This is a genomic window from Paracoccus sp. J56, assembly GCF_019633685.1.
Lineage (GTDB): Bacteria > Pseudomonadota > Alphaproteobacteria > Rhodobacterales > Rhodobacteraceae > Paracoccus > Paracoccus kondratievae.
The window spans coordinates 1-23,755 of the sequence record NZ_JAFL01000023.1 but is presented as its reverse complement, the minus strand read 5'-3'; the positions used below and the strand labels follow the sequence as shown (position 1 = coordinate 23,755).

At 61.8% G+C, this 23,755-nt stretch carries 20 protein-coding genes; 9 read left to right on the top strand and 11 right to left on the bottom strand.

Annotated features, from left to right (window positions below):
• Window positions 1-229 precede the first annotated feature (229 nt).
• The 10 genes from M511_RS14885 to M511_RS14840 all read right to left on the bottom strand — a co-directional run bounded on the left by M511_RS14885 (window position 230) and on the right by M511_RS14840 (window position 11,533).
• Window positions 230-1,000, bottom strand: coding sequence for an SDR family oxidoreductase (locus tag M511_RS14885; RefSeq protein WP_085502613.1), 771 nt, complete (start codon window positions 998-1,000; stop codon window positions 230-232).
• Window positions 1,001-1,103: 103 nt separating this feature from the next.
• Entirely contained in the window at window positions 1,104-1,907 is an 804-nt protein-coding gene (locus M511_RS14880; RefSeq protein ID WP_085502612.1) for a S49 family peptidase, read from the bottom strand.
• Between the two features lie 39 nt (window positions 1,908-1,946).
• On the bottom strand, window positions 1,947-2,816 hold the full coding sequence (locus M511_RS14875; protein WP_085502611.1) for a ribokinase: 870 nt from the start codon (window positions 2,814-2,816) through the stop codon (window positions 1,947-1,949).
• A 146-nt stretch (window positions 2,817-2,962) separates the two neighbouring features.
• Window positions 2,963-4,348, bottom strand: a complete 1,386-nt coding sequence (locus M511_RS19545) for a cytochrome c1 (RefSeq protein WP_085502610.1) — start codon at window positions 4,346-4,348, stop codon at window positions 2,963-2,965.
• 12 nt (window positions 4,349-4,360) lie between these two features.
• Complete coding sequence (gene petB, locus M511_RS14865; protein WP_010397240.1) at window positions 4,361-5,683, bottom strand: cytochrome b; 1,323 nt, start codon at window positions 5,681-5,683, stop codon at window positions 4,361-4,363.
• A gap of 10 nt (window positions 5,684-5,693) precedes the next feature.
• Window positions 5,694-6,281, bottom strand: coding sequence for a ubiquinol-cytochrome c reductase iron-sulfur subunit (gene petA / locus M511_RS14860; protein WP_010397244.1), 588 nt, complete (start codon window positions 6,279-6,281; stop codon window positions 5,694-5,696).
• A gap of 182 nt (window positions 6,282-6,463) precedes the next feature.
• Window positions 6,464-7,252, bottom strand: coding sequence for a RadC family protein (radC, locus tag M511_RS14855; protein WP_010397246.1), 789 nt, complete (start codon window positions 7,250-7,252; stop codon window positions 6,464-6,466).
• A gap of 46 nt (window positions 7,253-7,298) precedes the next feature.
• Window positions 7,299-8,462 (bottom strand): molecular chaperone DnaJ, encoded by a 1,164-nt coding sequence (dnaJ, locus tag M511_RS14850; RefSeq protein ID WP_010397248.1) that lies wholly within the window; start codon window positions 8,460-8,462, stop codon window positions 7,299-7,301.
• 81 nt (window positions 8,463-8,543) lie between these two features.
• Window positions 8,544-10,454, bottom strand: a complete 1,911-nt coding sequence (gene dnaK, locus M511_RS14845; protein ID WP_010397250.1) for a molecular chaperone DnaK — start codon at window positions 10,452-10,454, stop codon at window positions 8,544-8,546.
• Window positions 10,455-10,711: 257 nt separating this feature from the next.
• Window positions 10,712-11,533, bottom strand: a complete 822-nt coding sequence (locus M511_RS14840) for an ABC transporter permease (RefSeq protein WP_176224564.1) — start codon at window positions 11,531-11,533, stop codon at window positions 10,712-10,714.
• Between the two features lie 141 nt (window positions 11,534-11,674).
• Here M511_RS14840 and cysQ point away from each other — a divergent pair, with 141 nt between their 5' ends.
• From cysQ to M511_RS14795, 9 genes are all read left to right on the top strand, one after another.
• Window positions 11,675-12,472 (top strand): 3'(2'),5'-bisphosphate nucleotidase CysQ, encoded by a 798-nt coding sequence (gene cysQ / locus M511_RS14835; RefSeq protein WP_085502608.1) that lies wholly within the window; start codon window positions 11,675-11,677, stop codon window positions 12,470-12,472.
• A gap of 5 nt (window positions 12,473-12,477) precedes the next feature.
• Window positions 12,478-13,278: a 3-deoxy-manno-octulosonate cytidylyltransferase gene (locus M511_RS14830; RefSeq protein WP_010397255.1), complete on the top strand. Its 801-nt coding sequence runs from the start codon at window positions 12,478-12,480 to the stop codon at window positions 13,276-13,278.
• The gene (locus tag M511_RS14825; RefSeq protein ID WP_085502607.1) at window positions 13,278-14,483 is read left to right on the top strand and encodes a glycosyltransferase family 2 protein; all 1,206 of its coding nucleotides are present in this window, start codon (window positions 13,278-13,280) and stop codon (window positions 14,481-14,483) included. Before M511_RS14830 ends, M511_RS14825 begins: the two co-directional genes overlap by 1 nt.
• A gap of 150 nt (window positions 14,484-14,633) precedes the next feature.
• On the top strand, window positions 14,634-15,524 hold the full coding sequence (locus M511_RS14820; protein WP_010397259.1) for a UTP--glucose-1-phosphate uridylyltransferase: 891 nt from the start codon (window positions 14,634-14,636) through the stop codon (window positions 15,522-15,524).
• A 5-nt stretch (window positions 15,525-15,529) separates the two neighbouring features.
• The gene (galE, locus tag M511_RS14815) at window positions 15,530-16,528 is read left to right on the top strand and encodes a UDP-glucose 4-epimerase GalE (RefSeq protein WP_010397262.1); all 999 of its coding nucleotides are present in this window, start codon (window positions 15,530-15,532) and stop codon (window positions 16,526-16,528) included.
• Complete coding sequence (locus M511_RS14810) at window positions 16,518-17,756, top strand: glycosyltransferase family 4 protein (protein WP_010397265.1); 1,239 nt, start codon at window positions 16,518-16,520, stop codon at window positions 17,754-17,756. Before galE ends, M511_RS14810 begins: the two co-directional genes overlap by 11 nt.
• A 24-nt stretch (window positions 17,757-17,780) precedes the next feature.
• Window positions 17,781-18,806 (top strand): glycosyltransferase family 2 protein, encoded by a 1,026-nt coding sequence (locus M511_RS14805; protein ID WP_010397267.1) that lies wholly within the window; start codon window positions 17,781-17,783, stop codon window positions 18,804-18,806.
• A complete protein-coding gene (locus M511_RS14800) occupies window positions 18,803-20,500 on the top strand; it encodes a DUF5927 domain-containing protein (protein ID WP_010397268.1) in 1,698 nt (565 codons plus the stop codon). Before M511_RS14805 ends, M511_RS14800 begins: the two co-directional genes overlap by 4 nt.
• On the top strand, window positions 20,497-21,897 hold the full coding sequence (locus tag M511_RS14795; RefSeq protein ID WP_240547660.1) for a sulfotransferase: 1,401 nt from the start codon (window positions 20,497-20,499) through the stop codon (window positions 21,895-21,897). Before M511_RS14800 ends, M511_RS14795 begins: the two co-directional genes overlap by 4 nt.
• A gap of 999 nt (window positions 21,898-22,896) precedes the next feature.
• Here M511_RS14795 and M511_RS14790 read toward each other — a convergent pair.
• A complete protein-coding gene (locus M511_RS14790) occupies window positions 22,897-23,259 on the bottom strand; it encodes a zinc ribbon domain-containing protein (protein WP_240547659.1) in 363 nt (120 codons plus the stop codon).
• Between the last annotated feature and the right edge of the window lie 496 nt (window positions 23,260-23,755).

Sequence of the window (23,755 nt, the reverse complement as noted above, 5' to 3'; positions counted from 1 at the left end):
GAATCTGTGGATAACTCTGTGAATCAGCTTGGGAGTAACACACGTTCAATTAGCGTTTCTTGGGATTCCCTTACTTTGCACAAATTCTAGGCAGGTTTGCAACGCACTGTTTTAAAGAGATATTTTTTCTCTGCTCTGCAATGCCCTGAATTTCTTGCCAGAATCGTGAAGCTTGTGTGAAGCCATTACGTAGCGTGGACAACTTGTCGCATCGGGACAGTTTTTTGTCCTATTCGACTCCCTGCACATCGGGGGTGCGCCAACCCAGATGCTGGCCCCCGTCCACGCAGATCAGCTGTCCTGTGACCGATGGCGCATCCATCAGATAGCCAAGCGCGGCGCAGACATCATCGGGGCCTGCGCCGCGTTGCAGGATGGTTGCGGCACGCTGGCCCATGAAGTGGCTGTCGGATTGGCGCACGCCTTGCATGGTGGGGCCGGGGCCAATGGCGTTTACGCGGATGTCGGGCGCCAACGCCTGGGCCAGGGTGCGCGTCAGCCACCACAGCCCCGCCTTGGCCAAGGAATAGGTCATGAATTCAGGGGTCGGTTTCAGGACGCGCTGATCGACCATGTTGACGATAAGGCTGCGCGCCAGCGGCTCGTCTGCGCTGCGGTCCGCTTTGGGCGCTTGCCGGGCAAAGGCCTGCGTCAGCACGAAAGGCGCCCGCAGGTTCGAACCGATGTGACGATCCCAGCTTTCACGCGTCGCACTGGCGATATTGTCATATTCAAAGATCGAGGCGTTATTGACCAGCACCGACAGAGGCCCCAGCGCCTGATGCGCGCGGTCGATCAGCGCCTCGCTTTGATCAAGGTCCAGCAGATCAGCGTGAAATACCTCGGCCCGGACGCCAAGGGCACGTGCCTCGGCCGCCGTCGCCTGCGCCTCATCGGCCGAGTGCTGATAATGGATTGCCACGTCCATCCCGCGTCGCGCCAGATACAGCACCATGGCCCGGCCCAGACGGCGGGCCCCTCCGGTCACCAGGGCGGTCATTTCAGCCGAATCCCCAAAAGTCTGGCCACGATCCGGCGCACGCCCGGTCCGGCTGCCAGTGCCATCGCAACGATGATGAGAAGACAAAGAAGGACGGTTTTAATCATCCGCGCCCTGCCCCGAAGCGTGCAAAGGCGGCGCGCTCCTCAATACTTTCCAGAAAATCATCGGCGGAAAGGCCAAAGCGGCGGAACCACGAAACGCGCTGGCCATAGGTCAGGAAGCGGATCTTCTTACCGTAAAGCTCGCGCATTTTCGGGACCAGATGTGCGATACCATCGGCAAGCCCCAGCGCGACAGCCTCGCGGCCGGTCCAGATCTCGCCAGTGAAAAGGTCGTGGTCAACCGCAAGGCGGTTGCCGCGACGGGTGCGGACCTGATCCTTGAACGCCTCGTGAATGGGGCCCAGCAGCCGGTTCAGCCGGGCAATATCCTCGGGCGTTTCGGGGCGGAACGGGTCGAGCATGGATTTCGAGCGGCCAGCGGTATGGACGCGCCGCTCAATCCCGTGACGCTCGATCAATTCGGCAAAGCCGAACCCTGATGAGATCACCCCGATCGAACCCAGAACCGAGCTTTCGTCGGCCCAAATGAAATCGGCCGCCGTGGCCAGCCAATACCCACCCGACGCAGCGACATCCTCGACAAAGGCGTGGACCGGGATCTCTCGCTCTTCGGCAAGGCGGCGAATGCGGGCGCCGATCAGGCTGGACTGGACCGGAGAGCCTCCGGGCGAATTCACCAGCAGCGCGACGGCGACTGGCTTGCGGCGCTTAAAGGCGCGCTCCAGCAGTGGGGCCAGCGCGGCATCGGACAGGCCGGAACCGCCGCGACCGGTGGTTCCTATGGTTCCTTGCAGGCGCAGGACGGCGACGGTGGCCGGACGGTTCATGAATGGAATTTTCATAGTTTCCAGATAGGCAGATGCGGGCCCGCGGACAAGCGCTCAGCCATGAGAGTTTAGAAACTCGGCCACTTCTGCCCGGTTTGGCATCGCATCGCCCGCACCTTTGCGGGTCACTTGCAGCGCGGCTGCAGCGGCAGCGTAGCGCAGGGCGGTTGCCGGGTCCTCGCCCCGCGAAAGGCCCGCCGCGAACCAGCCGGTAAAGCAATCCCCCGCTCCGGTCGTGTCGATGGCCTTTACAGCAAAGGCGGGCTGGTGCCAGACCTGCCCCGGGCGCAGGTCACGGAACTCGGCACCGTCGGCACCGCGGGTGATCAGCATCCCCTCGACCGGCAGATTCTCGCCAAATGCGGCGAAAGTGTCCTGCGCCTCGACCGCATTCATCGCCAGAATCGAGACATGGGGCAGCACCTCGCGCAGTGCCGGGATGCTGAAAGGTGCAGCAGAGTAGATCACCCGCGCCCCGGCCTTGCGAGCTAATGCGGCGATTTCGGCCTGGCGGTTGGTTTCATTCTGCATCAGCAAAAGATCGCCCGGACCAAAAGTCGCACGGTCTGTCAGATCCGCTGGTAGCGCAAGGTTCGCCCCGCCATGCAGGACGATCGAATTTTCGCCCCGCTCATCGACAAGGATCACCGCATGGCCTGTGACGGTATCGGCAAGTCGGGCGATGGCACCGGTTTCGACCCCCAGAGCAGCCAGTCGTTCCAGCACCCAGTCGTCGCCCATGCCCATAGCCCCCAGATGCACAACCTGTGCCCCGGCGAGGGCAACGGCCACCGACTGGTTCGCACCTTTGCCACCCAGCCCCTGGGAATAGGACTGCGCGTGCAAAGTCTCACCCGGACGGGGCATGGCGGACAGGCGGTAGACATGGTCGATGTTGATCGAACCGAGGTTAAAGATCGTCATATTCAGACCCGTTTCTTAGGCCAAAAGCGCCGGCACCCATCTGACCGGGGCGCAGGCAGCTTGTCCATATCGCCGGGGCTGAATACGCTGCTGCCGCAATGAAAAACGCGCCCCGAAGGGCGCGTTTCAGGATCAGGTGCAAAAGATCACTCGGGCTTGCGCGGATGCTTGACCGACCACCACAGTTTCTTGTTGGTCAGATACAGCAGTGCAGCCAGCACGATCAGGAACAGGACCGAGACAAGGCCGACCTGCTTGCGGTCCATCATCTTGGGCTCGGCCGTCCACATCAGGAAGGCTGCCACGTCCTGCGCCATCTGATCGACGGTGGCTTCGGTCCCGTCTTCATAGGTGACCTGGCCATCCGACAGCGGCGCGGGCATCTGGATCCAGTTCCCGGCAAAGGCAGAGTTGTGGTAGAGAACGGCGCCCGCCTCTTCCTTTTCTTCGCCGTTATAGCCGGTCAAGACGGCGTGGATGTACTCCGGACCGCCGATGCCACGGAACAGCTGCGAGATACCGGTGCCATAAGGACCATGGAAGCCGGCGCGGCCCTTGGCCATCAGCGACAGGTCAGGCCCCATGCCCTCACCGCTGACCGTCGGGAAGTGATCGGTCGGGGTGCGCGGACGCTCTTCCTCGGTTTCCGGGTCGACGATGGTCAGGTTGGCGGCATAGGCGCGGACCTGATCCTCGGGCAGTTGCGGACCGCCCTCATCACCCAGCGTGCGCAGGGCAACATAGCGCAACCCGTGGCAGGCCGAGCAGACCTCGGTATAGACCTGCAGGCCGCGCTGCAGCTGATGCTGGTCGAACTTGCCGAACGGACCTTCGAAGCTGAACGAGATATCCTCGATATGTGCTTCGGCCTTCTCGGCGGTTGCTTCTGCCGGCTCTTCGGCAGCGGCATCCTCGGCAGTCGCGGCCGCGGGTTCACCCTGTGCGGGCTGTTCCTCAGCAGCGGGAGCCTGGTCCGCAGCCTCTTCTGCAGGGGTAGCTTCGGGCTCTTCCGCGGCGGGCTGTTCGCCCTCAGCAGCGGCTTCCCCGGCCGGAGCAGCGGCGGGTTCTTCCGCAACCGGCTCTTCAGCCGCAGGCCCGGCAGCGGTCGGTTCCCCGGCTGCAGGGGCCTCGGCAGGCTCGGTGGCAGCCGGAGCCTCTTCGGCAGCAGGTGCTTCTGCGGCAGCGTCCTCGGCGGCGGGGGTATCCGCAGCCGGGGTCTGATCGTCAGCGGCCCCGGTCGCTTCGGCAGGGGCTTCTTCTGCGACAGGTTCAGCCGCAGCCGGTTCTTCGGCAGCCGGGGCCTCAGTGGCCTCGGCCTCTGCTTCAGGGGCTGCCGGTTCGGCAGCGGCTTCGGGGGCGGCGTCGGTCGTCGCTGCCTCGGCCGCCGGGGCGGCCGATTCAGTGCTTTGATAGCTCGAACCCGCGGGGGCGGTGGTGCCCGCAGCGGTGCTTGCGTCTTGGGCCACCGCGCCGCCTGCCAGGGCAACGGTCAGGGCCGCAACGGCCGTGAGCGATGCGTTTCTCAGGGTCATTGATGCCTCTCCTTACTCGGCAGGATGGGTTTCGGGCCCGTAATGGGCGTTGAAGTCTTCCTCGATGGTCTGCGGCATGGGCAGGGGCTTTTCGACGATGCCCAGCAGCGGCAGGATGATGAGGAAATAGGCGAACCAATAGGCCGCCCCAGCCAGCGCGATGTAGGGATAGATCCCCTCAGCCGGCATGGCGCCCACCCACATCAGGATCACGAAGTCCACCGCGAGCAGCCAGAACCACCACTTGAACAGCGGACGGTACTGACCCGAGCGCACGCGCGAGGTGTCAAGCCACGGCACCAGAGCCATGACCAGGATCGCGCCGAACATCGCCAGAACACCAAAGAACTTGGCGTCGATGAAGCGGAAGGACAGGAAGTTCACCAGCTGAACAACCCAGACATCGGCTGTGAAGGCGCGCAGGATCGCATAGAACGGCAGGAAGTACCATTCGGGCACGATATGGGCCGGGGTCGCCAGCGGGTTCGCCTCAATATAGTTGTCGGGGTGGCCGAGGTAGTTCGGCATGAAGCCCACAACCGCAAAGAAGACGACCAGTACCACGGCAAGCGCGAATACGTCCTTGATCACGAAATAGGGCCAGAAGGGCAGAGTGTCCTTTTCCGCCTCTTCTTTAGAGGTGCGGCGCACCTCGATACCGGTCGGGTTGTTGTTGCCGGTGGTGTGGAAGGCCCAGATGTGGACGATCACCAGCGCGGCAATGACAAAGGGCAGCAGGTAATGCAGCGAGAAGAAGCGGTTCAGTGTCGGGTTGTCGACCGCCGGACCACCAAGCAGCCAGGCCTGAATCGATTCGCCGATACCCGGGATTGCACCGAACAGGCCGGTGATCACGGTCGCGCCCCAGAAGGACATCTGCCCCCAGGGCAGCACATAGCCCATGAAGGCGGTTGCCATCATGGCCAGATAGATCAGCATGCCGACGATCCAGATCACCTCGCGCGGGGCCTTGTAAGAGCCGTAGTAGAGGCCGCGGAAGATGTGGATGTAAACGGCAAAGAAGAACAGCGAAGCACCGTTTGCATGCAGATAGCGCAGCATGTAGCCGCCGTTCACGTCGCGCATGATATGCTCGACCGAGGCGAAGGCCAGATCGACATGCGGGGTGTAATGCATCACCAGCACGATGCCGGTGACGATCTGCAGCGCCAGACAGAAGGCCAGCACGATACCCCAGATCCACCACCAGTTAAGGTTCTTGGGGGTGGGGATCATCATGGTGTCATAGATCAGGCTGACGATGGGCAGGCGGCGATGCAGCCAGCGTTCGATACCCGTCTTGGGCTCGTAATGGTCATGGGGAATACCGGCCATGTGCGCCTCCTCAGCCCAGCTTGATGGTGGTTTCGTTGACGAATTCGGCAACGGGAATGTGCAGGTTCTGCGGTGCGGGCCCTTTGCGGATACGGCCCGCCGTGTCGTAGTGCGAACCGTGGCAGGGGCAGAACCAGCCGCCGAAGTCACCGGTGCCGTTACCGATCGGCACGCAGCCCAGATGGGTGCAGACGCCGATCATCACCAGCCATTCGCCCGCTTCGTCGAGCGTACGGTTTTCATCGGTGGCGGGCTCACCGGGTTTGTTGGGGTTCTCGGCGCTCTGGTCGATCAGCTCGTTGAGCTTGACCGCCCGACCGGCCTCGATCTCTTCCTCGGTCCGGCGGCGGATGAACACAGGCTTGCCGAGCCATTTCACCGTCAGCTGGGTGCCGGTCTCGACGCCGCTGACATCGACCTGAATCGAGGCAAGCGCCTGAACGTCGGCCGACGGGTTCATCTGGTTGACAAGGGTCCAGGCAGCGGCCCCGGCCGCGACGGTGCCGGCACCGGCAGTCGCGTAGTAGAGGAAATCCCTCCGGGTGGCGCCGTGATCGCCTGCGTGTTCGTCTGCGTGGGACACGGGTCTGATCTCCATTTATGCCCCGGGAATCGGGGCGATACGACGGAACGGGCCGTGTCATTGCACAGCCCTCGCCGGGCGGTTCTAGCGATCAAATCCGCGTCAGTCCAGCGGCCCCGGTGCGCCCAGACGCTGCAAATTGGCGCAGGTGTGGATTTTTGGTTGCGCGGGAAGACACAGCTTGTCAGCTGTTTGCGCTAAAGCAGACCCTGGCTGCGAAAGCTAAGCTCGCGGGATCGTCCGATGATCAGGTGATCATGGATGATGAGGCCCATCACCTCGGCTGCAGCCTGGATCCGGCGGGTCACGGTGATATCCGCCTGCGACGGGGTTGGATCGCCCGAGGGGTGATTGTGGACGAGAATCAGGGCCGAGGCATTCAGCTCAAGCGCCCGGCGCATGATCTCGCGCGGGTAGACAGGGACATGATCAACGGTGCCCCTTGCCTGTTCCTCATCCGCGATAAGCACGTTCTTACGGTCAAGGTAAAGGACACGGAACTGTTCGACCTCGCCATGCGCCATGGCTGTGTGGCAATAGTCCAAAAGCGCATCCCAGCTGGTCAGAACTGGCCTGTGCATGACGCGGGCGCGTGCCAGCCGCTGCGCCGCAGCCTCGACAATCTTTAGCTCTTGGATGACCGCAGGGCCAACGCCCGTCACCTCGGCCAACCGGGCGGGCGGGGCCGAAAGGACGCGGTTGAAATCACCAAACCGGTCCAGCAGCAGCCGCGCGAGCGGCTTTACATCCTGACGGGGGATGGCGCGGAAAAGCACCAGTTCCAGCATTTCATAATCGGGCATCGCCGCCGCGCCGCCCTGCATAAAGCGTTCACGCAGCCGGGCGCGATGATCGGCAATATAGCTGGGAAGACGGCCGGCATTCCCTGAAAGGGCGACGGCCGCCAGGGTTTCATCCTCGGCCGGTCGCGAAACCGAGGAAAACAGCGGCAGAGGCGCTTCGTGAAAGGCATGATTCGTTCCCATACCGTCAGGTTGGCACAGAAACGATGAACAGCCGGTTAACGCCCGTTCAGCCCTTCATCTCGTCCCAAAACCCTTTGATTTTCTGAAAGAAACCTTGGGTCTGAGGGCTGTTATCGGCGCTGATCGCGTCAAATTCGCGCAGAAGCTCTTTTTGACGCGTGGTCAGGTTAACCGGCGTTTCGACCACCAGTTCGATCAGCATATCGCCCGATTCGCCGTTCATGCCCGGCCCGTGGCGCAGGGGTGGCATCCCCTTGCCGCGCAGGCGCATCTGCTTGCCGGATTGCGTGCCCGGCGGGATGCGGACGCGAGAGCGGCCGCCGTCGATGGTCGGGACCTCGATCTCGCCCCCCAAGGCTGCGGTGGCCATGCTGACCGGAACCTGACAGGCAAGCATGCGCCCGTCACGGATAAAGATCGGGTGATCTGCCACCTCGATGAAGATATAGAGATCGCCCGCAGGTCCGCCGCGCATCCCGGCCTCACCCTCACCTGCAAGGCGGATACGGGTGCCGGTTTCCACCCCGGCGGGGATATTCACCGCAAGCGTGCGGTCTTTTTGTACCCGGCCGGCGCCACGGCATTCCTGACAGGGATTCTTAACGATCTGGCCCTGGCCGTTGCAGGTGGGACAGGTGCGCTCGACGGTAAAGAAACCCTGCGTTGCCCGGACTTTGCCCATGCCTGAACAGGTCGGACAGGTGACGGGTTCGACAGCGCCTTCGGCTCCGGTGCCGTTACAGGCGGTGCAAGAAACCGAGCCCGGCACGGTGATGGTTTTCTGGATGCCGTTATAGGCCTCTTCCAGTGTGACGCGCAGGTTATAGCGCAGATCCTGGCCGCGGCTGGTGCGCGAGCGTCCCCCGCCTCCGGCGCGGCGGCCCATCATGTCGCCGAACAGGTCTTCGAACACATCAGCGAAGGCCGAGCCGAAGTCGGCATGGCCGTTGCCGCGACTGAATCCGCCGAACCCGCCGCCACCATTTTCAAAGGCTGCGTGACCGAAACGGTCATAGGCGGCCTTTTTCTGGTCGTCCTTGAGGCAGTCGTAAGCTTCGTTCAGTTCCTTGAACGCCGCTTCTGAGACTTTGCAGTCTTTGTTGCGGTCGGGGTGCAGCTGTTTCGCCTTGGTGCGATAGGCCTTTTTGATCTCTTCGGCCGAGGCGCCCCGAGAAACGCCGAGCACCTCGTAATAGTCACGCTTCGCCATATCGTTTGCGTCCGGGGTCTTTCAAGAAATGACCGGCCCGTGCGGGTCTGCAGCGGGCCGGCCGATGGGTTCACATCACGCTTACTTGCGCTTGTCTTTGCCGAGATCCTCGAAATCGGCATCGACAATCTCATCGTCCACGTCGCGCGGGCCAGCCTCGTGATCGGCACCCTCGGCGTCGGACTGGGTGGCTTTATAGATCGCCTCGCCCAGCTTCATCGAGGCGTCCATCAGGTTCTGGATACCGCCGCGGATTTTGCCGGCGTCCTCGGACTTGAGGGCCTCTTCCAGCGCGCCAATGGCCAGTTCGATCGCCTCGACGGTCGAGCCATCCACCTTGTCGCCGTGCTCTTCCAGCGACTTCTTGGTCGAGTGGATCAGGCTTTCGGCCTGGTTCTTGGTCTCGACCAGTTCCTTGCGCTGCCGGTCGGCCTCGGCGTTAGCCTCGGCGTCCTTGACCATACGTTCGATATCCTCATCCGAGAGGCCACCCGAAGCCTGGATGGTGATCTTTTGCTCACGCCCGGTGCCCTTGTCCTTGGCGCTGACGCTGACGATACCGTTGGCGTCGATGTCGAAGGTCACCTCGATCTGCGGCATGCCGCGCGGCGCCGGGGGGATGTTTTCCAGGTTGAACTGGCCAAGCAGCTTGTTGTCTGCGGCCATTTCACGCTCACCCTGGAAGACCCGGATGGTCACGGCGTTCTGGTTATCCTCGGCGGTCGAGAAAATCTGCGACTTCTTGGTCGGGATGGTGGTGTTGCGGTCGATCAGGCGGGTGAACACACCGCCCAGCGTCTCGATCCCCAGCGAAAGGGGCGTCACGTCGAGCAGCACCACGTCCTTGACGTCACCTTGCAGCACACCGGCCTGAATGGCCGCACCAAGCGCCACGACCTCATCGGGGTTCACACCCTTATGCGGCTCTTTGCCGAAAAAGGCGGTTACTTCCTCGATGACCTTCGGCATGCGGGTCATACCGCCGACCAGAACGATCTCATCAATGTCGCCTTTGGACAGGCCGGCATCTTTCAGCGCGTCCTGAACCGGCTTCATCGTGCGCTTGATCAGGTCACCGACCAGGCTTTCCAGCTTGGCGCGGGTCAGTTTCATGACCATGTGCAGCGGCGTGCCCGAGTCCTTGTCCATCGAGATGAACGGCTGGTTGATCTCGGTCTGGCTCGAACTCGACAGTTCGATCTTGGCCTTTTCGGCGGCTTCTTTCAGCCGCTGCAGCGCCATCTTGTCTTTCGTCAGATCGACGCCGTGTTCTTTTTTGAACTCTTCGGCCAGGTAGTTGACGATGCGCATGTCAAAGTCTTCACCACCAAGGAAGGTATCCCCGTTGGTGGATTTGACCTCGAACAGACCGTCGTCGATTTCAAGGATGGTGATATCGAAGGTCCCGCCGCCAAGGTCATAGACGGCGATGGTCTTGGAATCCTTCTTGTCCAGACCATAGGCCAGCGCGGCTGCGGTCGGCTCGTTGATGATGCGCAGGACTTCGAGACCCGCAATCTTGCCGGCGTCCTTGGTGGCCTGACGCTGGGCGTCGTTGAAATAGGCGGGAACCGTGATCACCGCCTGGGTGACGGATTCGCCCAGGTAGGATTCAGCGGTTTCCTTCATCTTTTGCAGGATGAAGGCGGAAATCTGGCTGGGAGAGTATTTCTCGCCCCGGACCTCGACCCAGGCGTCGCCATTGCCACCGTCGGCGATGACATAGGGGACGAGGTTCTTGTCTTTCTCGACTTCAGCGTCGTTGATGCGGCGGCCGATCAGGCGCTTGACGGCAAAGACCGTATTCGACGGGTTGGTCACCGCCTGCCGCTTTGCGGGCTGGCCGACCAGACGTTCACTATCGGTGAAGGCAACGATCGAGGGCGTGGTACGCGCACCCTCCGAGTTCTCGATGACCTTTGGTTGGCTGCCATCCATGATGGCAACGCAGCTGTTGGTGGTTCCGAGGTCGATGCCGATGACTTTGGACATGCAATAACCTTTCTTACGGCGATATTCTGGGCCTTGGGTCCTCAAGAGGCCCCCGAGACCTGATCCCAATGTTTGCCTTCAGAGACCCTGATCCGGGGCCCCCTCAAGCTTCATGGGCCTATATAGGAAGGGGTCTGGCGGCCTGCAAGCAGACCTGAACGCAGAAAATAGATCGTCTTGTATCTCTTTCGCCCACGGGGCTGGCGAAGGCACCGATCCGTTCGGGACCTGATGGAACGACCAGTAAAACGCGACACTCAACGTCCCGCCGACCAGCTGATCGAGGCCGCCTTGCGCGTAAAGAACTCGGCCATCAGCCCGATCATCAGCAGCGTCAGCGCGGCATAGACCGGGTAGTCCAGCGACGAATTGCGCGGTGAATAGTTGATAAAGGCAAAGCCCCGGGTCTGGTCGATGACATGGAACAGCGGGTTCCATGAAAACATGTGCAGCAGAAAGTTGGGCATCATGTTAGCGACGAACATCTTGCCGGAAAATACCATGTTCAGGCGCTGATAGAACTGTGTCAGCACCTGCGCGGTCTGGGGCGACCAGGGACGGATCGCCAGAAAGATCAGCCCGACACAGCAGCCCGAGAACCAGGCCAGCAGCAGCATGCCATAACAGCCCAGCGGGTCGTCCAGATGGATGGGCTGGATCATGTAATGATAGCCGGCCAGCACGACGACGGCAGAGAATGTTTGCCGGTAAAGCGCGGCCAGCGCCGTGGCCGTGATCATCACCGCCGTGTTCATCGGTCCGTGCTTCAGCATCGGGTTGCTGGGATTGCCCGAGGCCGAGACCGCAGCCATGGTCTGGGTATGGGCCATGAACATGAAGATACCAGACATGATATAGACGATGTAATCGCCCCGGATCGGTGCGCTGCGAACGCCCATGACGGCAAAGATCAGATAAAAGCCGGCGATCATGGCGATTGCCTGAATCACCGTCATCAAGAGCACCATCACAGCGCTGCGGTGCCCCTTGCGCAGGTTGTTTACAGTGACATGATAGATCAGCGCCAGCGTTGTGAAGGCTGCCTCGACCATGTTGCGGCTGCGTCTGGGAGTGAACATGGGCGGCTCGGTTCTGCCAGGGGTTTCGACTGCGGCTTGCAGGGGCGCTTGCCCTATACCGCTCCGGGCATCATATGTAAGCCGACTGTCATATTCAATCGGCGCCGCAGCCCGCAGGCTTCCGGTCGGAAAGGAAAAAACATGCAATTCGATCAGATGATCGCCGAGATGCGACGGCTTGCCCTGCAAGCCGGGGCCGAGATCATGAAGATCTATGGAGCCGAGGACTTTGAGGTTCGGGCGAAATCCGACGCCTCTCCGGTGACCGAGGCGGATGAAGCGGCCGATGCCCTGATCTCTGCCGGGCTGCGCGCCGCTTTTCCCGATATCCCGCTGGTGACCGAGGAACAGGCCGCAACCCATAGCCAAATCCTTTCGACCTTCCTGATCGTCGATCCGCTGGACGGCACCAAGGAATTCGTTCAGCGCCGGGGCGATTTCACCGTCAATATCGCCTATGTCGAGGATGGCGTGCCCCGCCTTGGCGTCGTTTATGCCCCCGCCAAAGAGCGGCTTTTCTACACGGCTGCGCAAGGCGGATCGGTCGAGGAAAAGAGGCCGTTTGGCGATGTTCCGGGCGAGGTTACGCCGATCGGCGTCAATTCGATGCCTGATAACCGGGCGCTGATGGTCGTGGCCTCGAAATCGCACCGTGATGCGGCGACCGATGCCTATATTGCCCGTTACGGGGTCCGCGACATGACTTCGGCGGGCTCTTCGCTCAAATTCTGTCTGGTTGCAACGGGTGAGGCCGATCTTTACCCCCGCCTTGGCCGCACGATGGAGTGGGACACCGCCGCAGGCGACGCCGTTCTGCGTGGTGCAGGCGGTCAGGTGGTACGCTTTGACGATCACACACCGCTGGAATACGGCAAACCGGATTTTGAGAACCCGTTCTTTATCGCCTTTGCCCCCGGCGTGCTGCTGGTCAAGGACTGACGCCCATGTCCGTCGTCATCATCATCCCCGCCCGCCATGCCTCGACCCGCTATCCCGGCAAGCCTCTGGTCGAATTGCGCGGAGCCACGGGTGAGGGACAAAGCCTGATTCGCCGCAGCTGGGAGGCAGCGCGTGCCGTCCAGGGCACCGACCGGGTGATCGTCGCCACTGATGACGAGCGCATCCGCGACCACGCCGAGGGTTTCGGGGCAGAGGTCGCGATGACCTCGACCTCTGCCCGTAACGGTACCGAGCGCTGTGCCGAGGCGGTGGCGCGGCTGGGGCTGTCGCCCGAGATCGTGGTAAACCTGCAAGGTGATGCGCCGCTGACCCCGGCATGGTTTGTCGAGGAACTGGTCGCCGGGCTGCGCGCCGATCCGGGGGCTGATGTGGCGACGCCGGTCCTGCGCTGTAGCGGAGCGATGCGGTCCGAGCTGATCGCCGACCGCGTGGCCGGTCGCGTTGGCGGCACCACCGCCGTCTTTGGACATGACCGCCGGGCGCTGTATTTCTCCAAAGAGGTCATACCCTACGCCGCGGCGGATTTCGGTCCGGGCGATCCGACCCCGGTCTATCACCATGTCGGTGTTTATGCCTATCGCCCCGAGGCGCTGGCCGAATATCCGACATGGGACGAAGGCCGGCTTGAGGCGCTGGAAGGGCTTGAACAGTTGCGCTTTCTTGAACGCGGGCGGCGTATTCTCTGCGTCGAGGTTGAGGCCCGGGGCCGCGAGTTCTGGGAACTGAACAACCCCTCGGACGTGGCCAAGCTAGAGGCGATGATGCAACGTATGGGCATCGCCTGATGTCCGAAAGCGGGATGCCTGCGACCAGTATCGTCGTCATCTCGCGGCATCGGCCGCAGGCATTGGCCCGCTGCCTGACCACCTTGGCCGATCAGACCCACCCAAGGCTTGAGGTCGTGCTGGTTGCTGACCCCGCCTCGGTTGGTATCCGCCCGGATCTGCCGCTGAAACGTGTCGTCTTTGACCGTGCCAATGTCTCGGCTGCACGGAATGAGGGCCTTGCGCTTGCTGCGGGCGAGGTGGTGCTGTTCATTGATGATGACGCCCTTGCCGAACCCGGCTGGGCCGAGGCATTGGCCGCCCCCTTTGCCGATCCGCGCGTGATCGCGGCGACCGGCTTTACGCGGGGGCCGGATGGGTTGCGCTGGCAGGTCCGGGGCGAACGGATCACGCCTTCGGGAAACACAACGCCCCTGAATATCGCCCGCACAACGCTGCTTGAGCCAGAAAATGGCTGTCCGGTCAGCACCATCGGCACGAACTGTGGCTTTCGTCACAGGGCGCTGATCGCCGTCGGCGGCTTTGATCCCGCCTTTGCCTATCACCTCGACGAAAGCGATGTGAACATGCGTATGGCGGCCCGGTTTCCCTTGGGGCTGACGGCTGTGGTTCCCGCCGCGCAGGTCCTGCACGGTGTGGCCCCTGGCACTGGACGGGGCGAAGCCGGGGTGCCCCATGATCTGACGGCTGTCGGTCGCTCGGCCGCGATTTTTGCCGCGCGCCATGGGGGTAAGACAGACTGGCTACGCGACAACCAACGCCGGCGGCTGTTGCGCCACATGGTCGCCGGGCGGCTTGATCCGCTGGCGATCGGACGAATCCTTGCGACCCTTGATCGTGGTCTGAGCGAGGGGCGGGACCTTGCGCCCAGCCCGCCTGTCTGGGACCGGCCCCCTCCGCCGCCGTTCCAGAGCATGCCCCCTGCGACAGGGGATCAGCCGCTGCTTCTTGCAGGGTGGCATTGGCATGCCCGGCGTTTGCGTGCCCGCGCGGCACGGGCAGCGGCCGAGGGGCGTCGGGTGGTTCTGCTGCTTTTAACGCCCAGCTTTCTGCCCCATCGGCTGACCCTTGTGCCAGGGGGCTGGTGGGAGCAAAATGGGGGCCTGTGGGGGGCGTCCCGTTCGGGCGATCCTCCGGTTCTCTTTCTGGGAAAGCGCGCGCGTATCTTGCGCGAAAGAGGGAATTTGCCTGGACGGAGAGAATGAACAGGCGGAAAATCGCCAAAATATACTATAATCGATTCACTTTGCTTATTTTTGGGAACAACTGCACCCCCCAAGCGCTTGTTGCGAAGGTGCTGACAAAGGGGGATAAGATCCCCAACGCGTCAGCGCAAAGATCAGGAGACGGAATTCATGAGTCGCAAAGTCACCAAAGCCATCTTTCCTGTGGCTGGACTGGGGACCCGCTTTCTACCCGCCACGAAGAGCATTCCAAAGGAGATCATGACTTTGGTGGATCGGCCGCTGATCCAATACGCCATTGATGAGGCGCGGGCGGCCGGGATTAAGGAGTTCATCTTTGTTACCTCGCGTGGCAAGGGTGCGCTTGAGGATTATTTCGATCATGCCCATGAACTGGAATCGAATCTGAAAAAGGCGGGCAAGAACGACCTGCTCGACACCCTGCGTTCGACCAATATGGAATCGGGCGCCATCGCCTATATCCGCCAGCATAAGGCGCTGGGGCTTGGCCATGCCGTCTGGTGTGCCCGCCGCCTGATCGGGGATGAGCCCTTTGCCGTCATCCTGACCGATGACGTCATCATGGGTGAGCCGCCCTGCCTGCAGCAGATGATCGAGGCCTATCAAGAGACTGGTGGCAGCATGGTCGCCACCATGGAGGTTGCTGCTGAAAAGACCCAGGCCTATGGCGTGCTTGACGTGGCCGAGGACATGGGTGCCATCGTGCGCGCCCGCGGCATGGTGGAAAAGCCCAAGGAAAACCCGCCTTCGAACCTTGCGGTGATCGGACGCTATATCCTTGCACCGACCGTGCTTGGTAACCTCAACAAGCTCAAGCAAGGCTCGGGCGGCGAGATCCAGTTGACCGACGCGATTGCCGACGAGATCGCCGAGGGCCGCGACGTCTTTGGCCTGCGTTTCCGCGGCCAGCGTTTTGACTGCGGCTCAAAGGCCGGCTTCCTGCAGGCGACCGTTGCCTTTGGTCTGGCGCGCGACGATCTGAAAGATGAGTTCGCGGAATATCTGTCCGACGTTCTGGCTGTGCGCAAGGCGGCGGAATAGGCCTCATGACGGATACGGTATTGGTGACAGGCGGTGCGGGCTACATCGGTTCGCATGCCTGTAAAGCGTTGCGTGCAGCAGGTTTTCAACCTGTAACCTATGACAATCTTTGCACCGGCTGGCAGCAGGCGGTGAAATTCGGCCCGTTCGAGCAAGGCGATCTTATGGATCGCGCGCGGCTTGACGAGGTCTTTGCCAGGCACCGGCCCGTTGCCGTGATGCATTTTGCTGCGCTAAGTCAGGTCGGCGAGGCGATGCGCGAGCCGGGCAAATACTGGCGTGGCAATGTCGGCGCCTCGCTTAGCCTGATCGAGGCGACGCTGGCGGCCGGGGTGCGCAACTTTGTCTTCAGCTCGACCTGTGCCACTTATGGTGATCATGACGGCGTGGTGCTGGATGAAAATACCGCTCAGACGCCGCTGAATGCCTATGGCGCCTCGAAACGCGCGATTGAGGATATGTTGCGCGATTTCGGGGCCTCGGACGGGCTGCGCTCGGTCATCTTTCGCTATTTCAACGTGGCGGGCGCTGATCCTGATGGCGAGGTGGGCGAGTTCCATCAGCCCGAAACCCATCTGATCCCGTTGATCCTAGATGCCATCGACGGCAAGCGTCCGGCGTTGACCATCCACGGTACCGATTACCCGACCCATGATGGCACCTGCATCCGCGACTATGTCCATGTCATGGATCTGGTCGAGGCGCATGTACTGGGGCTGAAATACATGCTGGACGGCAAGGTCGCCGACGGCAAGCAAGAGGTGTTCTGCCTTGGCACCGGCAACGGCTTTTCAGTGCGCGAGGTAATCGACCACTCCCGCCACGTCACCAACCGGCCCGTTCCTGTGACCGAAGGGCCGCGCCGTGGCGGCGATGCGGTCAAGCTGGTTTCTGGCAGTGAAAAGGCGGTCAGGATGCTCGGCTGGAACCCGGCACGCTCGACCCTGCCACAAATGATCAGCGACGCCTGGCGCTGGCATCAGAACGGCGGATATGAAGCGTGATCCCGCGCTTTTGCTGGATGTCTCGCGGCTGATCTCGCGACTTGGCGGCGGGCCGGCGACGGGGATCGACCGGGTCGAAGCTGAATGGCTGGCCCATCTTCAGGGCCGGCCGCATCTTTTACTATGCCGGGTCCCACGAGGTCAGCTGCTGCTGCCGCCCCCTGCCGGGGCGGCAATTTTGCGCTGGCTTGACGGCGGTACCGAGGACCTGCCCGCCCCTGGCCTTTTTGACCGGCTGCGAGGGCGCAGGACTTTGCCCGCGCGGGCCGGGGCTGCGTTGCGCCGCATGGCGCTGAGGTGCAGTGGGCGAATGGGGCGGGGTCTTGGCCCCGCCGCGCAGGCTTATCTGGACGGCGCGGTCTACCTGAATGTCGGTCATGCCAATCTGCGGGCCGATCTGCTGGCGAATCTGCGGCCTCTGCCCCGTGCGGTGATGATCCACGACACCATTCCCCTGGATCACCCCGAATTTACCCGCGCGGGACAGTCGGACAAGTTCCGCGCCCGTTTTTCCGCGGCGCTGGGACAGGCCGAGGTGATCCTGACGGTGTCCGAGGCGACACGGACCGATGTGCTGCACTGGCGCGAAAGGCTGGGTCTGCCGGACCGTGCCAAGGTCGTCGCCACACCCATCGGGACAAGGCTTGCGGCCCCCGATCCTGCGCATCTGCCTGCCGATCTGGACCTGTCTCGCCCGTTTTTCGTCACACTTGGCACAATCGAGCCCCGCAAGAACCATGCGTTGCTGCTTGACGTATGGCAAATGCTTGAACGCACCCCTGACCCGCCGCAGCTTTTCATCATCGGTCGTCGGGGCTGGGAAAACCGCGAGGTTTTCGCCCGCCTTGATCGTCTGTCGCCAAATGGGCCGGTGCGTGAGCTTTCCGGACTGGATGATGCTGCGGTGGCAGAGCTGATCCGGCGCAGCCACGGGTTGCTGATGCCCAGCCGGGCCGAGGGCTTTGGCCTGCCTCTGACCGAGGCGGCAGGTCGCGGCGTCCCCGTCCTTGCCACCCCTTTGCCGGCCGCGCGCGAGATGCTGGGCGATTACGCCATCTGGCTTTCGCCCGATGCCCCCGCCGACTGGGCAAAAGAAATCGCAAGGCTGGCGGCAGCGGCACCTTTCAGGCTACAACCACTTCAAATCTCTGGTTGGGAGAGGCACTTTTCCCTTCTCTACCAGGGGTTGTTCGAAGCATTGCGCGCTTCTGCTGTCACCGTTATGTGAAACCTTAAAAGGTCAAGTGGATCAGTGTCGCGCACGCTAAGGATTATTCGACGCAATCTGAAGTTCCGTGCCCGCCGTCAATGGCTGCTTGGGCGCGCAATTCGGCGTTGCTATCGGCTGCGCAGGGTCAGCGATAACAGCTCACGCATACGTCCCGACGATATTCTGCTGTTCATGACCATGCGCAATGAGTCGGTTCGACTGCCGTGGTTTCTTGACTATTACCGCAAGCTGGGCATCCGGCATTTTCTGGTCGTCGATAATGGTTCGGATGACGGCGGGCGGGAATATATGGCCCGGCAGAAAGATGTTTCGCTGTGGCTGACCCGTGCCAGCTACAAAGACTCCCGCTTTGGTATGGACTGGATCAACTGGCTGCTGCACCGTTACGGTGCCGGGCATTGGTGTCTGACTGTCGATCCCGATGAATTCCTGATCTACCCCCACCACGACACCCGTCCCCTGCAGGCGCTGACGGACTGGCTGGATGCGAGCAACATTCGCTCGTTCTCGGCCATGCTGCTGGACATGTATCCCAAGGGTTCGATCGCGGCCGAGCCTTATCAGCCCGGGCAGGACCCGTTTGAGCTGGCGCGCTGGTTCGATCCGGCGAATTACGTCATTCGCAAGAACGGCGGCTATGACAATCTGTGGATTCAGGGCGGGCCGCGGGCGCGGATGTTCTTTGCTGACGATCCCGCCAGCGCCCCTGCGTTAAACAAGATCCCGCTGGTGCGCTGGCAGCGCGGGCAGGTCTATGCCAGTTCGACCCATATGCTGCTGCCGCGGTCGCTGAACCGGGTCTATGACCAGAACGGCGGAGAAAAAGCCTCGGGCTGCCTGTTGCATGCCAAGTTCCTGTCCACCTTTGTCGAGAAATCGGCTGAAGAGCTGACCCGACGCCAGCACTATGCCAACAGTCAGGAATACCTTGCCTATCATGCCGGTCTGCGTGAGGACCCCGATTTCTGGTGCGAGGAATCCCGCGAATTTCAAGGCTGGCGACAGCTTGAGGATCTGGGCCTGATCTCCAGAGGGAACTGGGCATGATCGACAGCACGATCAAGCTGGGCGTCGTAATGCTCTGCCATGAAGAGCTGGCGGTTGCCGCGCGCATGGCCCGGGTCTGGGCCGATGGTGGGGCCGCGGTGTCCGTTCATGTCGACGGCAAGGTCCCGGCACGCGATCTGGCGGCGATGGGCGCGACGCTGGCTGATTTGCCGCAAGTGGTATTCAGTCCGCGTCACAGCTGCGAATGGGGCACCTTCAGCTTGGTGCGGGCGACGCAGGACGCCGCGGCCGTGCTGCTCAACCGGTTCAAAGATGTCACGCATGTGCTGGTCGTTTCGGGTTCCTGTCTGCCCTTGAGACCGGTACACGAACTGTGCGCCTATCTTGCGCAACATCCCACCCGCGACTTTATCGAAAGCGTCACCGCCGAGGATGTCGGCTGGACGGTTGGCGGGCTGAACGAGGAACGCTTTACGATGCGTTTCCCCTTTTCGTTCCGTCGCCAGCGCTGGCTGTTTGATCATTATGTCAGCCTGCAACGCCGGGTGAAATTCCGACGCCGTATACCTCAGGGGCTGGTTCCGCATCTGGGTTCGCAATGGTGGTGTCTGACGCGAAATACGCTGCACGCCATTCTGAACGATCCGCGCCGGTCCGAGTTTGACCGCTATTTCAGCCGCGTCTGGATCCCGGATGAAAGTTATTTCCAGACGCTGGCGCGGCGGCATTCGATGAATATCGAAAGCCGCTCGCTGACGCTGGCAAGGTTCGACGATCAGGGCAAACCCTGCATCTTTTACGACGATCACCTTGAGCTTTTGCAGCAGTCTCGCTGTTTTGTCGCCCGCAAGATCTGGCGAGGGGCCAAGCAGCTTTATGCCCATTTCCCCCATGCCGCGCCGACGGGCAGGACGATTGCCGATCCCCGACCCGAGCGGGTGGACCGGCTGATCAGTCAGGCGGTGGCCCGTTGCCGTCTGGGCCGGCCCGGGCTTTACATGCAAAGCCGTTATCCGCTGAAGGACCGCGAGAATGGCAAGACCGCCGCGCCCTACGCGATGTTTCAGGGCTTTGCCGACCTGTTTCCGGATTTTGAGCCCTGGCTCGCCAGCCGGATCGACGCGGATGTGCATGGCCATCTTTTCGCGGTGCATGGGGTTGAGTTCGCCGAACGCCGCCCGATTGGTCCCGGTGCGCTTTCTGACAGCGCCGGTTTGCGCGATGTGGATCAGCGCGGTTTCATCGCCAATCTGATCCGGGTGTCGCGGCGTATGCAGGTGTGGCAGTTCAGCCCGCGTGACCGGCAAGAGATGAACTGGTTCTTTGCCACCGACCCCAATGCGCAAATGTTCATTGTGACCGGGGCGTGGGCGGTGCCACTTCTGCATTCGGGGATGCCTTTTGACGACATCCGCCGCGTTGCTGCGACCCTGCAGCGCATTGAACTGAAACAGATGGATGTGCTGAAATCGGTCTGGCTCAAGGCTCAGGTCGAGATCTGGGATCTTAGCGATTTTTGTGCCCGTCCCTCGGCTGTGTTGGGCAGCGTCCTGCGCCGGCTTGGCGGTGACCCCGAAGCAGCTGCCAACCTGCCCAAGATGCGGGACATTGCCGGGATGGGGCGCTTTTTGCAAAGGCTGCGTAATGCCGGCCTGCGTCCGCAGCTCATGGGCGATTTCTCTCCGGTCAATCCCGGTGGCTCGCCCGCTGCCTCTGCCCAGGAAAGACCATGACCATGACCCAGCCCTTCCGCCGTTATGTCATCTTTGCCGAGATGCGCACCGGCTCGAACCTGCTTGAGGCGACGCTGAACGCGATCAAGCGCGTCACCTGCTTTGGTGAGGCTTTCAACCCCTACATGATGGGCTGGCCCGACAAGGATGAGCTGTGCGGCATCACCAGGGCCGAGCGGGAGGAAGACCCCCACCGGTTGCTGCGTGCCATTTTCGAGCGGCCGAACCACCTGCCGGGGTTTCGCTATTTCCACGATCACGACCCGCGTGTCTTTGATGCGATCATCGAGGACCGTTCCTGCGCCAAGATCATCCTGACCCGCAATCCGGTGGACAGCTATGTCTCGACCGAACTGGCGCGGGCCACCAATCAGTGGAAGCTGAACGAGACCGAGACTCCGATCCCCGCCGCCATCCGCTTTGACGGCGCCGAGTTTCGCAAGGTCACCGGAGAAATCGAGGAATTCCAGCTGCGTGTCATGAACCGGTTGCAGGTCACCGGGCAAGCCGCCTTCTGGCTGGGTTACGAGGATTTGCGCGACGCCGGGGTAATGACCGGCCTGTTGCACTGGCTGGGCCGCACCGATCTGGAGCGGGTCGAACCGGCCAGCGATCAGGTGCCTCAGAACCCACGTGAACTGTCCGAAAAGGTCGAGAATTTTGACGAGATGCAAGCCGAGCTTGCGCGTCTGGACCCGTTCATGCTGCGCCGCATCCCGAATTTTGAACCGCGCAAGGGGCCTGCCGTCCCTTCGTTCATGGGGGCCGAGGCAGGCAAGGGGCTGATCTTCATGCCGATCAAGGGCGGCCCTTCGACGGCGATTGCAGGTTGGTTGCGGGCGATGGGCGATGTCGTGGGCGATTTCAACCAAAACAGCCTGCGCCAGTGGAAGCGCCAGCATGTGGGCCACCGCAGTTTTACCGTGCTGCGTCATCCGTTGCCCCGCGCCTGGACGGCGTTCGAAACGCTGCTTGGGACCCGCAAGGCAGAGCTGCGCGAAATGATGCGGCAGATCTACCGCGTCGCCCTGCCTGCGGACGAAGAGCTGCCAACGCTGGCGCAGGACCGCAAGGTCGAACTGTTCCTGGCGTTTCTGGATTTTCTGCGCCGTAACCTGAATGGCCAGACCAGCCTGCCCAGCTATCCCGGCTGGGCCAGTCAGTCAGAGATTCTTGCCGGGTTTTCGCGTTTTGGTGCGCCCGACATGGTCCTGCGCGAGGCGGATCTGTCGCGCGATCTGGCCTGGCTTGCCGACAGTGCCGGGATCAAGCAGCCGGCAAACCTCCCCGACCCCGAGCCTATCCCTGCATTCCTGAACGAACAGGAACTGCGCTCGGCGGCGAAAAAGGCCTATCTGCGCGATTACGTCGCCTTTGGCTTTGCGGGGCAGTCCTAGTCCGGATCGGACATTCACCGCATCCGGGGCATAGCGGCAACGAGATAAACGAAGCCCCGGAAGGTGAACGGCTCTTCGGTCGTATCGAGAGGCGAAGCGGCGGAAGTGCTTCATCTGGCTGAAGCAACGTCCGATGTGGTTGCGATGCGCACAGGCGCGCTCATCGTGCGGAATGATGATTTTACGCAAGCCGTTTGACGGGATGACCGCTTCTGCTCCGATGCCGGCAATGATTTGCCGCCAGGCGTTGCTGTAGGCTTTATCGGCCAGCATGAGATCACCGCTCTGTCCCTGCGGAAGGGACGAGGCCTGCGTAATCTCGCCGACCTGGCCGGCCGTTATGATGAACCGCAACGGTCTGCCCAGGGCATCGGCCTGCATGTGGATCCTGGTGGTCAGCCCGCCTCGGGAACGCCCCGGCGCCTGATCCCTGCCCCCCTTTCCAGATGCCGCCTGCTGATGAGCACGCACAATCGCGCAGTCGATCATCAGTTACTGATTGTCACGATCGGCCGTCAGCGTCTTGAAGACCTGCTCCCAAAGCCGTGCCGGAAATTCCGACACTGATCTTGTAAGAGAGCCTATAATAGAACCAGTAAGCCCGCCTGACGCGAACGCAGGTGGTCCGGGCAGCCGCCTGGCGGTCGAAATCTTTTGATAATCGCATCCCAAGCCCCGGAAACAGAAACACTCATTGGAACTGTGGCAGGCTGCTGAGAAAAGCGGGGTGGATGCGCAGCGCGTCATTGCCGCAGCAAAGCACTACCGCGATGGATGATGGGGTACAGATCCCCGGTACATCGCATCGGCGGATAACTGGCTGGAACAGTGCAGGTGAAAAGAGGTGGCCGACAATATGCGGCAAGAGCCATCTCCAGCTGGAAGTGCTCAAGGCGTCGAAGCAACCGCAGAGATGCTGGCCAGCAAGATCAGGCAAGGGGTCTATGTGATGCCGGGGGGCTGACTGCCGCTATCGTGCAGGTAATCCGCGCAAAGGCGCTAGCTCACACAGGAACAGCTTGCACAGGCTGGGGTGCGCAGGTTGGCTTCCGCTTCGCGGCTCTTGTCGGTGCCAGCCCTGCTGCATCCGGGGGGGATCACATAGCGCCGGAACAGGCCGACACCGCCAGCGAACAGCATGAAGGGTGACACAAACAGAAAGGCGATCATGCCGTCGAACCAGATCGTCGAGGAATCCGACGCTACCCAGGTGCCGAAAGCTATCCCGGCCAGGACGAAGAATGCGGCCACGCCGAGCATGAAGGCCGAGGCCTTGCGCCAGCTTTCGACCGAGCGGCCCCACCCGCCGCGGATCGCCCCGCAGGCAGGGCAGGTCGGGGCCTCGGCGTGGATCTCTGTCATGCAATGCGGACATTGGTGGGCATTGGCTGGTCCTGAAAATAAACATGCAGGCACGTCCGGCACGAAGCGACCAGCGAGGGTGAAAGCTGCAAAGGAACGAGAGCAGAAGGACAACAGCTTTGAGCGAAGAATTCGCAGGCAATACATAATACGGCGATATGGCAGGATATCGGGATCCTTGACACGATGGTGTTTGGTCGCCGGATTATGAAATGCAGTGGCGTTCGCGTTTTTGGAAGCGCGAACGCCACCTCGTCTGCTCGGATCTTTCGCATCCCAAGAAAATACTGGTTTGCGGCTCGGGGCAGCTCCGTCTCAAATGCTGGTCACACTCTTCTCTTGAGTTATTATCGGTTAATAGCCCGCGGCTGGAGGAATGAAGATTTTGAAACACTATGCGCATACGGGTATTCGTGAGGATCGAAGCGATTGGCAATTGCTGGCCGACCATCTCGAAAATACGGCTGCTCTGGCTGCCGAGCGAGCTGAACCCCTC